Source organism: Variovorax sp. V35, assembly GCF_041154465.1.
GTDB lineage: Bacteria > Pseudomonadota > Gammaproteobacteria > Burkholderiales > Burkholderiaceae_C > Variovorax > Variovorax boronicumulans.
The window spans coordinates 3,433,226-3,446,013 of sequence record NZ_AP028666.1; the positions used below are offsets into that span (position 1 = coordinate 3,433,226).

The following is a 12,788-nucleotide window of genomic DNA, read 5'->3' on the forward strand; positions in this document are numbered from 1 at the left end:
CGGGGCTTGGCTTTTCGCCTCGCCTTGCCATATATCCTGCGGGCCCTTTTCAGCCCGCTGAACGGTGCGCACCGCAGTTCCGACACGGAATTCGGCGGGCTGTTCGCCAACTGGGTGAAAATGTCGATGTGCGCCGGCCTTTGCCGGCGCCTTCGCTTTCTCTACCAAGACAACGATTTCGCGCAGTGACCTCTACTTCTTCCAAGCCACACGACCTCCAGGCCCTCGACACGCTCACCGGCGGCGCCTTCACCGCGCCGACCTCGGGCGAGCGCGCCGCGCGCATCCGCGACTGGCTCGCGGGCAACCCTTCGTCCGAGCAGATGCAAGAGGTCTTCAAGGAGTTGAGCGGCCGCGACAAGGGCGCCGCGCGCCTGCTGCGCGAAAAGCTCGACGAAATCAAACGCGCCAAGGGCCAGGAAGCCATCGCCGCCGAATGGGCGCAGAAGGCCGAAACGCTGCTGGCGCAGTCCAAGCTCAACATCGCCGACGCACTGGCCTGGCAGCGTGACGCCGCCAAGGCCGGCGCGCCGCTGTCGCGCGAACCGCTGGCCGGGCTGAAGGCCCAGCTGGCCGAGCGCGTCAAGGGCATCGAAGACCTGCAGCACCGTGCGCAGGTCCACCGCGAAGCCGCCGTCCTGCTGGCGCAGCGCTTCGAAGTGCTGTCCACCAAAGGCTGGAAGGACGCCCAGGCCGCCGAGGAATCGCTGCGCGCCGACGTGACCCACTGGCAGCAGCAGGCCGCCGACATCGTGGCCGATGCCAACTGGAACAGCCTCGACGCCAAGTTCGCCCCCCAGCTCGAAGCTTCCAAGTCGCAGCTGCTCGTGGTGTCCGATTCGTTCCACGGCGCGCTGGCGCAGGCCGTGGCCGCAGCGGCCGATGCCGCCGCGCCACTGCCGCCGGTGCCCGTCTGGGCCGACGAACTGCGCGCCGCACGCGGCGAAGTGGTGGCGCCCAAGCCCGCCGCGCCCGCCCGTCCCGCCGCACCCAAGGTCGACCCGGCCGTGCGCGCCGCGGCGCAAGACGCCGTGCAGGCCGCCCTCGCCAAACTCGAACAGGAAACCGCCGAAGGCCACGGCAAGGCCAGCGCCGGCGCTGCCGCCGCGCTGCGCGCCGTGCTCAAGGAGTACGGCAAGCTGGTCGACGCGCCGCTCGAAGCCCGCGTGCATGCCGCACTGGTCGCTGCCGGAGAACTCGAAGGCTGGCAGCGCTGGAGCGCCGACAAGGTCCGCGAAGACCTCGTCGCCAAGGCCGAAGGCCTGCTCAAGCGCCCCGAAGGCCAGGCCCTTGGTGGCCGCAAGATGCAGGAAACCCTGCGCGCCCTGCGCGACCAGTGGAAGCAGGCCGACCAGGGCGGCGTGCCGAACCACGCGCTGTGGAAGCGTTTCGACGAAGCCTGCAACGAAGCCCACAAGGTCGTCGAGGCCTGGCTCGAGAAGGTGCGCGCCGATGCCGCCGAACACCGCGCCCTGCGTGTCGCGCTGATCGAAGAGGTCAAGGCCTGGGCCGCCGCGCATGCCGGCGCCACCGACCTGAAGGCGCACAACCGCGCGCTGCACCAGTTCGCCGACCGCTGGCGCGATGCCGGCCACGTGGGCGAGAAGGTGTTCGCCGAGCTGCAACCGCTGTGGAATGAAGCGTTCGGTGCCGCCCGTGCCCCGTTCGAAACGGCGCAGAAGGCCAGTGTCGAGCGTCGCCAGGCCATGATCGCCGAAGCCACCGAGCTGGGTGCCCAGCCGATGCTGCGCATCGACGCCGTGAAGGCGCTGCAACAGCGCTGGCAGCACGAGGCGCAGAGCGTGCCGCTCGACCGCCGCCACGAACAGAAGCTGTGGGACGCGTTCCGCGCACCCATCGACGAAGCCTTCAACCGCAAGACGGTCGAGCGCGAAAAGGCATCGGCCGCCATGAGCGAGCACGACCGCCATGTGCTCGAAGCCTCCAAGGCGCTCGACGCGGCCAATGCCGGCGGCGACGCACAGAAGATCCGCGCCGCCATCGCCGGCCTCGAAGCTGCACTGCGCGGTGAAGTGCCCGCACCGGCACCCGCCACCACGAGCGACGGCCCCTCGGTCGGCGCGACCGGTGTCGAAGCCCCCGGCCAGGCCGCTGCCGAGTTCGGCGAAAGCGCCGAGCAGACGCCGGGTTCGAGCGATGCCGAAGCCACGCCGTCCGCACCCGCGGCAGCAGTGGCCGACGCGCCCGACCTGGTCGCTCCCGCAGACGGCGCCGATGCTTCGGCCCGCAGCGACAGCGCCGCGCACGAAGCCGGTGAGGCTGCGAGCGTCGCTCCGGCCGCGCCGCCGAAGCCCGCACCCAAGCCCGTGGTCGCCATGCGTGGCGACGACCGGCCCAGCAGCAAGAAGGCCGAAGCCGCACCGGCCGCTCGCGGCACGGGCCGCTTCGGTGATCGCCGCGACGGTGGCCGTCCCGGTGCCGGCGGCCCCGGCCGTCCGAACGACCGTGGCGGCCCGCGTCCCGATGCCCGTGGTGGCGATCGCGGCGCGCCGGGCGGTGGCCGTTTCGGCGACCGCCCGCCGCGCGAAGACCGCGGCCCGCGCCTGGGCGATGCCGCCTTCCGCGCGCAGCGCGAAGCGCTCGAGCGTGCCGACATGGCGCTGCGCAAGCTGGCCGCGCAGGCCCACGGCGAAGCGCTCACGCAGGTGCTCGGCGCCTGGGAGCAGCGCGATGCCGCCCGCCTGCCCAGCGTGCAGGAACTGGGCCGTGCCGTGACGCCGGCCGTGCGCACGCAATGGTCGCAAGCCGTGGGTGCCGCACCGACGGCCGCCGCGAGCGATGCCGCCGAAGCGCTGCTGCGCCTCGAGATGGCTGCCGAGGTGCCGACGCCCGCCGAGCAACTCGACGCACGCCGCGCGCTGCAGCTCAAGCTGCTGACGAAGCGTGGCGATCCGACGCCGGCCCAGACCTGGGGTCAGGACGCCGGTAAGGTGCTCGCCGCCGCGCACGACGCCGCCACCGCGCGCCGTCTGCAGAACGCGCTGAAGGCCTTGCTGCGCAAGTAAGGCGTCCGCGCGCGTTCATGAGAAGGAGCCCGCCGCGTGCGGGCTTTTTCATGTGTGTCGACCCGTCCCGGCTCAAGGCAATTTGGCCAGGATCTTGTCCATTTCTCCGGCGGTATAGGCGCGCAGGGAGCGCGTGCGCACATTGCCCTGCATGGCGATGGCCAGACTGAATGCACAGAGCGCCTGCTCGTCCTCGGACTCCAGCACGCAGACCACATCGCAGTCGCCCATGGTCCAGAAGATCTCGCGCATGTTGACGCCGAGCTTCTGGGCGGTTTCCTTGGCGGCGGCAGCGCGTTTGGTGGTTTCCTTGACGCTCTGGATGCCCTTGTCCGTGAAGCTCAGCATGCCGATATAGGTCACCATTTTCTGCTCCTGTGTTGTTATCCGCGGGGGACGAATCACATGAAGCAACGCCGCCCCCGATGGCGACGCTCCAGGTCATCGGGCGCGCAGCGGTGCTGTGGAGGGCGATGGCCGCAGCGATGCTACGCCTGGGGCCTGCAAAGGCAAGGCGCTCCCGATCAGCGCCTACTCAGGACGAGGTATGCGGACCGCGATCGCGCGCGCAAGCAAGGAAACCAGATGTGAGGGGCGGTCAGGCCTGCGCAGGCCGAAAGAACGCATCGAAGAGAGCCAGCACCGCCGGGAAGTCCCGCGCGAAGTTCGGCCGATTCACGAAGTAGGCCTCGCAGGCCACCGCGAAGAACTCGCTGATCGAGGTGGCCCCGTAGTCGTCGAGCCAGGGCGGCTCGGCGCCGAAGCGTTCGGCAAGGATGGTCTTCTCGCGGAAGTCGTCGTAGGCCGGCTGCAGCACGGCCATCCAGGCCGCACGTGCCTCACGCGCGTTGCGCCGGCCCATGAAGCCGGCCGGCAGCGGCGGGCAGCCGTCGGCGATGCCGTTGCGCATGTCGATCTTGTGGGCGAACTCGTGGATCACGACGTTGTAGCCGCCCTCGCTGCTGACGCTGCTCGCGAGCACGTCCTGCCAGCTGAGCATCACGGGGCCCTGGTCCATCGCCTCGCCGGCGACGACCTCCTCGTACTCGTGCACGACCAGCGCGTCATCGACGACCTTGCGCGGCGCCACCACCTCGGACGGGTGCACCACGATGCCGACGAAATCGTCGTACCAGTCGAGCCCGTCCTTCAGGTGCAGCACCGGCAGCACGGCCTGCGCCGCGATGGCCAGCGCCACCTCGTCGGTGATGACGAAGCCTTGCGTGCCGTGGAATTCCTTGTCCCGCAGGAACTCGGCCGCCAGCGTGCGCAGCTGTTGCTGCTGCGCGGACGGCAACGCACCCAGGAAGGCGTAGCGCGTGAGCGTGGCGCGCCAGGCGGCGTCGGGAATGGGGGGCAGGGTGCGCAGCCGGCGCAGCCACTTGAACATCGGCGTTCGGTGCGCCTAGCGCAGGTCGACGCGCTGCGCGCCAGCGGCCGACAGGCACAGCAGCTGCGCGCGCGGCGGATGGGCGGCGGCGTCCCAGTCGCTCAGCACGATGCGGCGCAGGCCGTGGCCCAGGTCGTGGACGGCGGGGCGGTGGGTGTGGCCATGGATCAGCGCGCTGGCGCCCGCGTGCTGCAGCCATTGGCGGGCAGCGTCGGCGTCCACGTCGGCCCAGAGGGTCGAGGGATCGCGCTTGCGGTCTTCGCTCTGTGCACGGATGGCGCGGGCGAGGGCGCGGCGCTCTTCCAGCGGGCGCGCGAGGAATGCGGCCTGCCATTCAGGCGTGCGCACCTGGGCGCGAAACTGGAGGTAGTCGGTGTCTTCGAGGCAGAGCGCGTCGCCATGGCTCAGCAGCCAGCGTTCGCCGTGCAGCACCAGCACCGTGGGGTCGTCGAGCAGTGTCAGGCCGCATTGCGCGGCAAAGGCCTTGCCGACGAGGAAGTCGCGGTTGCCGTGCATGAAGAACACCGGCATGCGCTGCGCGGTGCGCTGCAGCAGCTCGGCGCACTGCGCCTCGAAGCCGGGCTGGGCGGCGGCGTCGTCTCCCACCCACACCTCGAACAGGTCGCCGAGGATGACCAGCGCATCGGCCGGCGTGGTCTGCAGGTAGCCCTGCCAGGCCTCGAAGGTGGCCAGCTCGCTGGCCTGCAGGTGCAGGTCGGAAATCAGGTCGACGGTGCGCCACGCGGGCGGCGCCACCAGCTCGGAGAAAGCCGGGTTCGCCACCGGGGTCATGCCGCTGCGCCGTGCCTGAAGTGCATCACTCGACAGTGACGACTGCCTTTTCGATCACGACGTCCTCGAGGGGCACGTCGTCATGGAAGCCCTTGCGGCCCGTCTTCACGGCCTTGATCTTGTCGACGACATCGGTGCCGCCCGTGACCTTGCCGAACACCGCGTAGCCCCAGCCCTGGGCCGAGGGGGCGGTGTGGTTCAGGAAGCCGTTGTCGGCCACGTTGATGAAGAACTGGGCGGTGGCCGAGTGCGGTGCGCTCGTGCGGGCCATGGCCACGGTGTAGTTGGCGTTCTTGAGGCCGTTGTTGGCTTCGTTCTCGATCTCGGCGCCGGTGGGCTTTTGCTTCATGCCGGGCTCGAAACCGCCGCCTTGCACCATGAAGCCGGGGATCACGCGGTGGAACACCGTGTTGTCGTAGTGGCCCTTCTTCACGTACTCGATGAAGTTGGCGGTCGACTTCGGTGCCTTCACGCCGTCGAGTTCGAGCGTGATGACGCCGTAGTTCTTGATGTGCAGTTCGACTTGGGGGTTGCTCATGAGTTAGCTCCTTCTTCGGAAACGGGATTACTTCGCCAGCGTGGCGGACTTGATGGTGAGGGTTTCGACGGGCACGTTCTGCATGCCGCCCTTGTTGCCGGTCTGCACGGCGCGGATCTTGTCGACCACGTCGGTGCCGGCGACGACCTTGCCGAACACGGTGTAGCCGTAGCCGTCGGGGTTGGGCGCGTTGAGCGAGTCGTTGTTCTTCACGTTGATGAAGAACTGCGAGGTGGCCGAATTGGGGTTGCCGGTGCGGGCCATCGCGATCGTGTACTTGTCGTTCTTCAGGCCGTTGTTGGCCTCGAGCGGGATCGGCGGGCGCGTGGGCTTTTGCTGCAGGTCGGCCGTGAAGCCGCCGCCCTGGATCATGAAACCGTCGATGACGCGGTGGAACACCGTGCCGTCGTAGTGCTTGTCCTTGACGTACTGCAGGAAGTTTTCGACCGTCTTGGGGGCCTTGGCCGCATCGAGCTCGACCACGATGTCGCCCGCCGAGGTGGCGAGCTTGACGCGCGGCGCCGCCTGCTGGGCGTGCGCGCCGGCGGCGACGCCGAAGGCCAGGGCTGCGGCCAGTGCGAGGGCGCCGCGGCGGCTGAAACGGGAAAGTGCAGAGGTCGTCAAATGAGGCTCCGTGTGCGGGTGGAGGGGAGGGCGGTGGGCCTGCGATGGCGCAGGTTGGGAGGCAACTGTGTGCGCACCGCCGGATTGCAAGAGGCTGTTGGCCGTTACTTGGTCGTGCGACCCACGGGCTTGCGCACCTCGGGCGGCGCGGCCGGCAGCACGGCCGCATCGGCCGCGGCCTTGGGCGTGAAGATCTGGCGGATCAGCGCGAGCTTGGGCGCGACGCTCGCGTTGGTGGTTGCGAATTGCTGGGCGCGCTGGTATTCCTGGGCCGCCAGGCGCGCGTACACGTCGCCGAGGTTTTCGTGCGCGGTGGCGTAGTTGGGGCTGAGCTTGAGCGCGGTTTCGAGCGCGGCGCGGGCCTGGTCGAACTTGCTCTGCGACGCGTACAGCGCCGCGAGGTTGTTGTAGGGCTCGGGCAGTTCCGGGAAGTCCTGCGTGAGCTGCGTGAACGCGGTGATCGCGTCGGCGGTCTTGTTCTGCTCGGTGAGGATCACGCCGCGCAGGAAGCGCATCTGCGGGTCGCGCGGCTTGCCGGCGATGTAGGTGTCGGCCTTGGCCAGCGCCTCGGCGGACTTGCCCTGGCGCAGCAGGAGGTTGACGTCGTCGTAGTCGTTGGCGTGCGCGGCGAAGCCCCACAGACCGAACAGCAGTGCAAAGGCGATGGGGAGTCTGGAGAACGCGGCGTGCTTCATGAAGCCTCGGCAGGATTGGGGGGGAGCGGGGGCCTGGAGAACACCCGGATGCTGCGCGGCGGCAGCCGTTTATACTGCGTCGCATTGTAGCCGAGGGGCCACGTCGAACCCCTCGTAGCCACGCCCCCCGTCACCCCTGAAATACACCGTTGCTCGCCCGTACCGCACGTGCGCGAATCAACGCTTTCCGAGTCCCATGAGTCTGCGCATCTACAACACGCTGTCGCGTGAATTGGAGGATTTCTCCCCCCTGCAACCTGGACAGGTTCGCATGTACGTGTGCGGCATGACCGTCTATGACCTGTGCCACATCGGCCACGCCCGCATGATGATGGCGTTCGACGTGGTGCAGCGCTGGCTGCGCGCCAGCGGCTATGCCGTGACCTACGTGCGCAACATCACCGACATCGACGACAAGATCATCGCCCGTGCGGTCCAGCGCGGCATCACCATCCGCGCGCTGACCGACGAGGTGATCGCGGCCATGCACGAGGACATCGGTGCGCTGCGCATCGAGCCGCCCACCATCGAGCCGCGTGCCACCGAATACGTGCCGCAGATGCTCGGCATCATCGAGACGCTGGAACGCAAGGGCCTGGCCTACCGCTCGGACAACGGCGACGTGAACTACGCCGTGCGCAAGTTCCCCGGCTACGGCAAGCTCTCGGGCAAGTCGCTCGACGAACTGCACGCCGGCGAACGCGTCGCGGTGCTCGACGGCAAGCAGGACCCGCTCGACTTCGTGCTCTGGAAATCCGCCAAGCCGACCGAGCCTGACGACGCCAAGTGGGACAGCCCCTTCGGCACCGGCCGCCCGGGCTGGCACATCGAGTGCTCGGCCATGAGCTGCGCCACGCTCGGAGAGACCTTCGACATCCACGGCGGCGGTGCCGACCTGCAGTTTCCGCACCACGAGAACGAAATTGCGCAGAGCGAAGGCGCCAACGGCAAGCCGCTGTCGCGTTTCTGGGTGCACAACGGCTTCGTTCGCGTGGACAACGAGAAGATGTCCAAGAGCCTGGGCAACTTCTTCACCATCCGCGAAGTGCTGCAGAAGTACGACGCCGAGAGCCTGCGCTTCTTCCTCGTGCGCACGCATTACCGCAGCGCGCTCAACTACAGCGACGCGCACCTCGACGACGCCCGCAACTCGCTCAAGCGCCTGTACACCGCGCTCGACCTGGTGGCGCCCGCGACCGTGGTCATCGACTGGACGCAGCCCCACGCGGCGCGTTTCAAGGCGGCGATGGACGAAGACTTCGGTACGCCCGAAGCCATCGCCGTGCTGTTCGAGCTGGCCGGCGAAGTCAACCGCACCAAGTCCGCAGACACCGCGGGCCTGCTCAAGGCGCTGGCCGGCACGCTGGGCTTGCTGCAAGGCGATCCGAAAGCGTTCCTGCAGGCGGGCACCACGCTCGACGAAGCCACCATCCAGGCGAAGATCGATGCACGCGCGGCGGCCAAGGCGGCGAAGAATTTCGCCGAAGCCGATCGCATCCGCCAGGAACTCCTCGAGCAGGGCATCGTGCTCAAGGATTCGCCCACGGGAACGACCTGGGCGGCTGCACAGTGAACGGAACGACGAACCCCGTACCCGCCACCCAGCAGACCAGCGTGCGCATCTACACGCCGGACTATTGGGAGGAAGCCTGCAAGCACCTGGCCAAGAAAGACCGCGTGATGAAGCGGCTCATTCCGAAGTTCGGCGAGGCCTGCCTCGAATCGCGCGGCGACGCCTTCACCACGCTGGCGCGCAGCATCGTGGGCCAGCAGATCTCGGTGAAGGCCGCGCAGTCGACCTGGGACAAGTTTGCGACGCTGCCGCGCAAGCTGACGCCGGCCAACGTGCTCAAGCTCAAGGTCGACGACATGCGCGGCGCCGGGCTGTCGGCGCGCAAGATCGAATATCTGGTCGACCTGGCCCTGCATTTCGATTCGGGCACCGTGCACGTCGACCGCTGGAAAGACATGTCGGACGAGCTCATCATCGAGGAGCTCGTGGCCATCCGCGGCATCAGCCGCTGGACCGCCGAGATGTTCCTCATCTTTCACCTGATGCGCCCGAACGTGCTGCCGGTCGACGACCAGGGCCTTCTCAACGGCATCAGTGTGAACTATTTTTCGGGCGACCCGGTCAGCCGCAGCGATGCCCGCGATGTCGCCGTGGCCTGGGCGCCGTATTGCAGCGTGGCGACTTGGTATATTTGGCGATCGCTGGACCCCGTGCCGGTCGTTTACTAAGGATCACCCCCAGGCTTCGCGCACTTCGTGTCGCTTCGCCAACCCCCTTCGAGGGGGCAACACCGCAGGCCCGGCAAAGCCGGTTCCTCGGTGTTTCTGGAATGAATGCAAAAGAGCCGGATGGCCGGTCAATTGATGAAATAAACAGGAGAAGACGTTGGCGAAACGAACCTTCCTCGACTTCGAGCAGCCCATTGCTGAACTCGAAACAAAGATCGAAGAACTGCGTTATGTACAGACCGAATCGGCGGTCGACATCTCGGAAGAAATCGATCAGCTCGGCAAGAAAAGCCAGCAACTCACCAAGGACATCTACAGCGACCTGACGCCCTGGCAGATCACCAAGATCGCGCGGCATCCGGAGCGCCCGTACACGCTCGACTACGTCAACGAGATCTTCACGGACTTCGTCGAGCTGCATGGTGACCGTCATTTCTCGGACGACCTGTCGATCGTCGGTGGTCTGGCGCGCTTCAATGGCGTGCCCTGCATGGTGCTCGGTCACCAGAAAGGCCGCGACACGAAGGAGCGCACCGCGCGCAACTTCGGCATGAGCAAGCCCGAGGGCTACCGCAAGGCGCTGCGTCTCATGAAGACGGCCGAAAAATTCAAGCTGCCGGTGTTCACCTTCGTGGACACGCCGGGTGCCTACCCCGGCATCGACGCTGAGGAGCGCGGCCAGTCGGAAGCCATCGGCCGCAACATCTTCGAGATGGCGCAGCTCGAGGTACCCATCATTGTCACCATCATCGGTGAAGGCGGCTCGGGCGGCGCGCTGGCCATTTCGGTCGGCGATCAGCTCGTGATGCTGCAGTACTCGATCTACTCGGTGATCAGCCCCGAAGGCTGCGCGTCCATTCTCTGGAAGACCAGCGACAAGGCGCAGGAAGCTGCAGATGCCCTGGGCATCACGGCGCACCGCCTGAAGGCGCTGGGCCTGGTCGACAAGATCGTCAACGAACCCGTCGGCGGCGCGCACCGCGACCATCGCCAGATGGCCGCGTTCCTCAAGCGCGCGCTCAACGACGCCTTCCGCCAGGTCAGCGACCTGAAGACGAAGGAACTGCTGGACCGCCGCTACGAGCGCCTGCAGAGCTATGGCCGGTTCAACGACACCAAGGCCGACAACAGCCGCTGAGCGGCTTTCCCTTTTCCATCATGAGCGAAGCCTTCGAACGCGCCATGGCCGCGTTCGAACCGGCGAGCCTGCCGCTGGGCGTCGGCTTCAGCGGCGGCGCGGATTCGAGCGCCTTGCTCGCGGCCTGCGCGGCGCGATGGCCGGGGCAGGTGATCGCCTTCCATGTGCATCACGGGCTGCAGGCGGCGGCCGACGACTTCGAGCGACAGTGCGCGCAGGTCTGCGCGCGGCTCGGTGTGCCGCTGGTGACGCACCGGGTCGATGCGCGGCATGCGTTGGGCGACAGTCCCGAGGATGCGGCGCGCCGTGCGCGCTACCAGGCGTATGCCGCCATGGCGCAGGCCGACAGCGCGCGGCCCGCGGTGTCGGCCATCGCACTGGGGCACCATGCCGATGACCAGGTCGAGACGCTGCTGCTGGCGCTGTCGCGCGGCGCCGGCCTGCCGGGCCTGGCCGCGATGCCTGCGCATGCCGTGCGCGACGGATTGAACATCCATCGGCCGCTGCTCGCGGTACCGGCGGCCGACATCCGCGGCTGGCTGGCGCAGCAGCAGTTGCCGTGGATCGAAGACCCGAGCAACGCCGACGCGCGCTACACCCGCAACCGCATCCGCGCCGTGCTGCTGCCTGCATTGGCAGAAGCTTTTCCCCAGTTTCGCGCCACCTTTGCGCGCAGCATCGGCCACGCGGCGCAGGCCCAGCAGCTGCTGAGCGAACTGGCGGCGCAAGACCTCGCCTTGGTGGGCGAACCGCCGCAGATCCGGCCGCTGCAGGCGCTGTCTCGGGCGCGCCAGGCCAACGTGCTGCGCCACTGGCTCATGCAGTCGCACGGCTGTGCACCGAGCGCGGCGCAGCTCGACCAGCTGCTGGACCAGGTCCGCGCCTGCACCACGCGCGGCCACCGCATCCACCTCAAGGTGGGCGCGGGCTTCGCAGAGCGCAGGGGAGAGCGGCTGCATTGGTACAATGCCCCGCCCTCGCTGAAGACTTCGCTCTGACGGCTTGCAGGGCGCCGCTTTCCAGGCGGCCCTTTATCTTTCTCTGATTTCATCCATGGCATTGATCGTTCACAAATACGGCGGCACGTCGATGGGCTCGACCGAGCGCATCCGCAATGTCGCCAAGCGCGTCGCCAAATGGGCGCGTGCGGGTCACCAGATGATCGTGGTGCCCAGCGCCATGAGCGGCGAAACCAACCGCCTGCTCGGTCTTGCCAAGGAGCTCTCCCCGGGCAAACCCGGCGTGGCCTATCACCGCGAACTCGACATGCTCGCCTCCACCGGCGAACAGGCATCGTCGGCACTGCTGGCCATGGCGCTGCAGGCCGAGGGCGTGGAGTCGGTGAGCTACGCGGGCTGGCAGGTGTCGGTACGCACCGACAACTCGTACACTAAGGCCCGCATCGAGAGCATCGACGACGCCAAGGTGCGCGCCGACCTCGCAGCCGGTCGCGTGGTGGTCATCACCGGCTTCCAGGGCGTGGACGACGAAGGCAACATCACCACGCTGGGCCGTGGCGGCAGCGACACCTCGGCCGTGGCCATCGCGGCGGCCATGAAGGCCAGCGAGTGCCTGATCTATACCGACGTCGACGGCGTCTACACCACCGACCCGCGCGTCGAACCCGATGCGCGCCGCCTGACCACCGTGAGCTTCGAAGAGATGCTCGAGATGGCCAGTCTCGGCTCCAAGGTGCTGCAAATCCGCTCGGTGGAATTCGCCGGCAAGTACAAGGTGCCGCTGCGTGTGCTCTCGAGCTTCACCGCATGGGACATCGACATCAATGAAGAGGCCAAGTCCGGCACGCTGATCACTTTCGAGGAAGACGAAAACATGGAACAAGCCGTCGTATCCGGCATCGCATTCAATCGCGACGAAGCCAAGATCTCGGTGCTCGGCGTGCCCGACAAGCCGGGCATCGCGTATCACATCCTCGGTGCCGTGGCAGACGCCAACATCGAAGTCGACGTGATCATTCAAAACCTCAGCAAGGACGGCAAGACCGACTTCAGCTTCACCGTGCATCGCAACGAGTTCGCGCGCACGGTCGAACTGCTCGAGTCGAAGGTGATGCCCTCGCTGGGCGCCACCGAAATCGTGGGCGACACCAAGATCTGCAAGGTCAGCATCGTGGGCATCGGCATGCGCAGCCACGTGGGTGTGGCGAGCAAGATGTTCCGTGTGTTGAGCGAAGAGGGCATCAACATCCAGATGATCTCGACCAGCGAAATCAAGACCTCGGTCGTGATCGACGAAAAATATATGGAATTGGCCGTGCGCGCACTGCATAAAGCGTTCGATCTGGACCAACCGAGCGCTTAAGTAATGGCATAATTGCGGTTGC

13 protein-coding genes are annotated in these 12,788 nt (G+C 67.3%); 7 read left to right on the plus strand and 6 right to left on the minus strand.

What is annotated here, in order from left to right; all coding sequences use genetic code 11:
- Positions 1-6 precede the first annotated feature (6 nt).
- Together ACAM42_RS15820 and ACAM42_RS15825 are read left to right on the plus strand one after the other, a co-directional pair.
- The gene (locus tag ACAM42_RS15820; RefSeq protein ID WP_369632591.1) at positions 7-189 is read left to right on the plus strand and encodes a hypothetical protein; all 183 of its coding nucleotides are present in this window, start codon (positions 7-9) and stop codon (positions 187-189) included.
- Positions 186-3,026, plus strand: coding sequence for a DUF349 domain-containing protein (locus tag ACAM42_RS15825; RefSeq protein WP_369632592.1), 2,841 nt, complete (start codon positions 186-188; stop codon positions 3,024-3,026). Before ACAM42_RS15820 ends, ACAM42_RS15825 begins: the two co-directional genes overlap by 4 nt.
- A 72-nt stretch (positions 3,027-3,098) precedes the next feature.
- On the opposite strand, the gene ACAM42_RS15830 is transcribed toward ACAM42_RS15825, so the two are convergent.
- The 6 genes from ACAM42_RS15830 to ACAM42_RS15855 all read right to left on the minus strand — a co-directional run bounded on the left by ACAM42_RS15830 (position 3,099) and on the right by ACAM42_RS15855 (position 7,065).
- Entirely contained in the window at positions 3,099-3,392 is a 294-nt protein-coding gene (locus tag ACAM42_RS15830) for a GYD domain-containing protein (protein WP_095745032.1), read from the minus strand.
- A 232-nt stretch (positions 3,393-3,624) separates the two neighbouring features.
- Positions 3,625-4,416, minus strand: coding sequence for a zinc-dependent peptidase (locus ACAM42_RS15835; protein WP_369632593.1), 792 nt, complete (start codon positions 4,414-4,416; stop codon positions 3,625-3,627).
- Between the two features lie 15 nt (positions 4,417-4,431).
- Positions 4,432-5,208, minus strand: a complete 777-nt coding sequence (locus ACAM42_RS15840) for a UDP-2,3-diacylglucosamine diphosphatase (protein WP_070060415.1) — start codon at positions 5,206-5,208, stop codon at positions 4,432-4,434.
- 25 nt (positions 5,209-5,233) lie between these two features.
- On the minus strand, positions 5,234-5,746 hold the full coding sequence (locus tag ACAM42_RS15845) for a peptidylprolyl isomerase (RefSeq protein ID WP_070060416.1): 513 nt from the start codon (positions 5,744-5,746) through the stop codon (positions 5,234-5,236).
- 27 nt (positions 5,747-5,773) lie between these two features.
- Positions 5,774-6,370, minus strand: coding sequence for a peptidylprolyl isomerase (locus ACAM42_RS15850; RefSeq protein WP_369632594.1), 597 nt, complete (start codon positions 6,368-6,370; stop codon positions 5,774-5,776).
- 104 nt (positions 6,371-6,474) lie between these two features.
- Entirely contained in the window at positions 6,475-7,065 is a 591-nt protein-coding gene (locus ACAM42_RS15855; protein ID WP_062480948.1) for a tetratricopeptide repeat protein, read from the minus strand.
- A gap of 196 nt (positions 7,066-7,261) precedes the next feature.
- Here ACAM42_RS15855 and cysS point away from each other — a divergent pair, with 196 nt between their 5' ends.
- The 5 genes from cysS (at position 7,262) to ACAM42_RS15880 (ending at position 12,766) form a co-directional block, all read left to right on the plus strand.
- Positions 7,262-8,638: a cysteine--tRNA ligase gene (gene cysS / locus ACAM42_RS15860; RefSeq protein ID WP_070060418.1), complete on the plus strand. Its 1,377-nt coding sequence runs from the start codon at positions 7,262-7,264 to the stop codon at positions 8,636-8,638.
- Positions 8,635-9,306 carry a DNA-3-methyladenine glycosylase gene (locus tag ACAM42_RS15865; RefSeq protein WP_369632595.1) on the plus strand — a complete coding sequence of 224 codons (672 nt, stop codon included), beginning with the start codon at positions 8,635-8,637 and terminating at the stop codon, positions 9,304-9,306. The genes cysS and ACAM42_RS15865 overlap by 4 nt, the downstream gene beginning before the upstream one ends.
- A gap of 157 nt (positions 9,307-9,463) precedes the next feature.
- Positions 9,464-10,444 carry an acetyl-CoA carboxylase carboxyltransferase subunit alpha gene (locus ACAM42_RS15870; protein ID WP_056582036.1) on the plus strand — a complete coding sequence of 327 codons (981 nt, stop codon included), beginning with the start codon at positions 9,464-9,466 and terminating at the stop codon, positions 10,442-10,444.
- A 20-nt stretch (positions 10,445-10,464) separates the two neighbouring features.
- Positions 10,465-11,442, plus strand: coding sequence for a tRNA lysidine(34) synthetase TilS (gene tilS, locus ACAM42_RS15875; RefSeq protein WP_369632596.1), 978 nt, complete (start codon positions 10,465-10,467; stop codon positions 11,440-11,442).
- A 55-nt stretch (positions 11,443-11,497) separates the two neighbouring features.
- The gene (locus ACAM42_RS15880) at positions 11,498-12,766 is read left to right on the plus strand and encodes an aspartate kinase (protein ID WP_062480939.1); all 1,269 of its coding nucleotides are present in this window, start codon (positions 11,498-11,500) and stop codon (positions 12,764-12,766) included.
- Positions 12,767-12,788 lie beyond the last annotated feature (22 nt).

Coding starts and splice junctions, on each gene's coding strand:
- ACAM42_RS15830 (WP_095745032.1), bottom strand. CDS start 3,392: ATGGTGACCTATATCGGCATGCTGAGCTTCACGGACAAGGGCATCCAG.
- ACAM42_RS15835 (WP_369632593.1), bottom strand. CDS start 4,416: ATGTTCAAGTGGCTGCGCCGGCTGCGCACCCTGCCCCCCATTCCCGAC.
- ACAM42_RS15840 (WP_070060415.1), bottom strand. CDS start 5,208: ATGACCCCGGTGGCGAACCCGGCTTTCTCCGAGCTGGTGGCGCCGCCC.
- ACAM42_RS15845 (WP_070060416.1), bottom strand. CDS start 5,746: ATGAGCAACCCCCAAGTCGAACTGCACATCAAGAACTACGGCGTCATC.
- ACAM42_RS15855 (WP_062480948.1), bottom strand. CDS start 7,065: ATGAAGCACGCCGCGTTCTCCAGACTCCCCATCGCCTTTGCACTGCTG.
- cysS (WP_070060418.1), top strand. CDS start 7,262: ATGAGTCTGCGCATCTACAACACGCTGTCGCGTGAATTGGAGGATTTC.
- tilS (WP_369632596.1), top strand. CDS start 10,465: ATGAGCGAAGCCTTCGAACGCGCCATGGCCGCGTTCGAACCGGCGAGC.
- ACAM42_RS15880 (WP_062480939.1), top strand. CDS start 11,498: ATGGCATTGATCGTTCACAAATACGGCGGCACGTCGATGGGCTCGACC.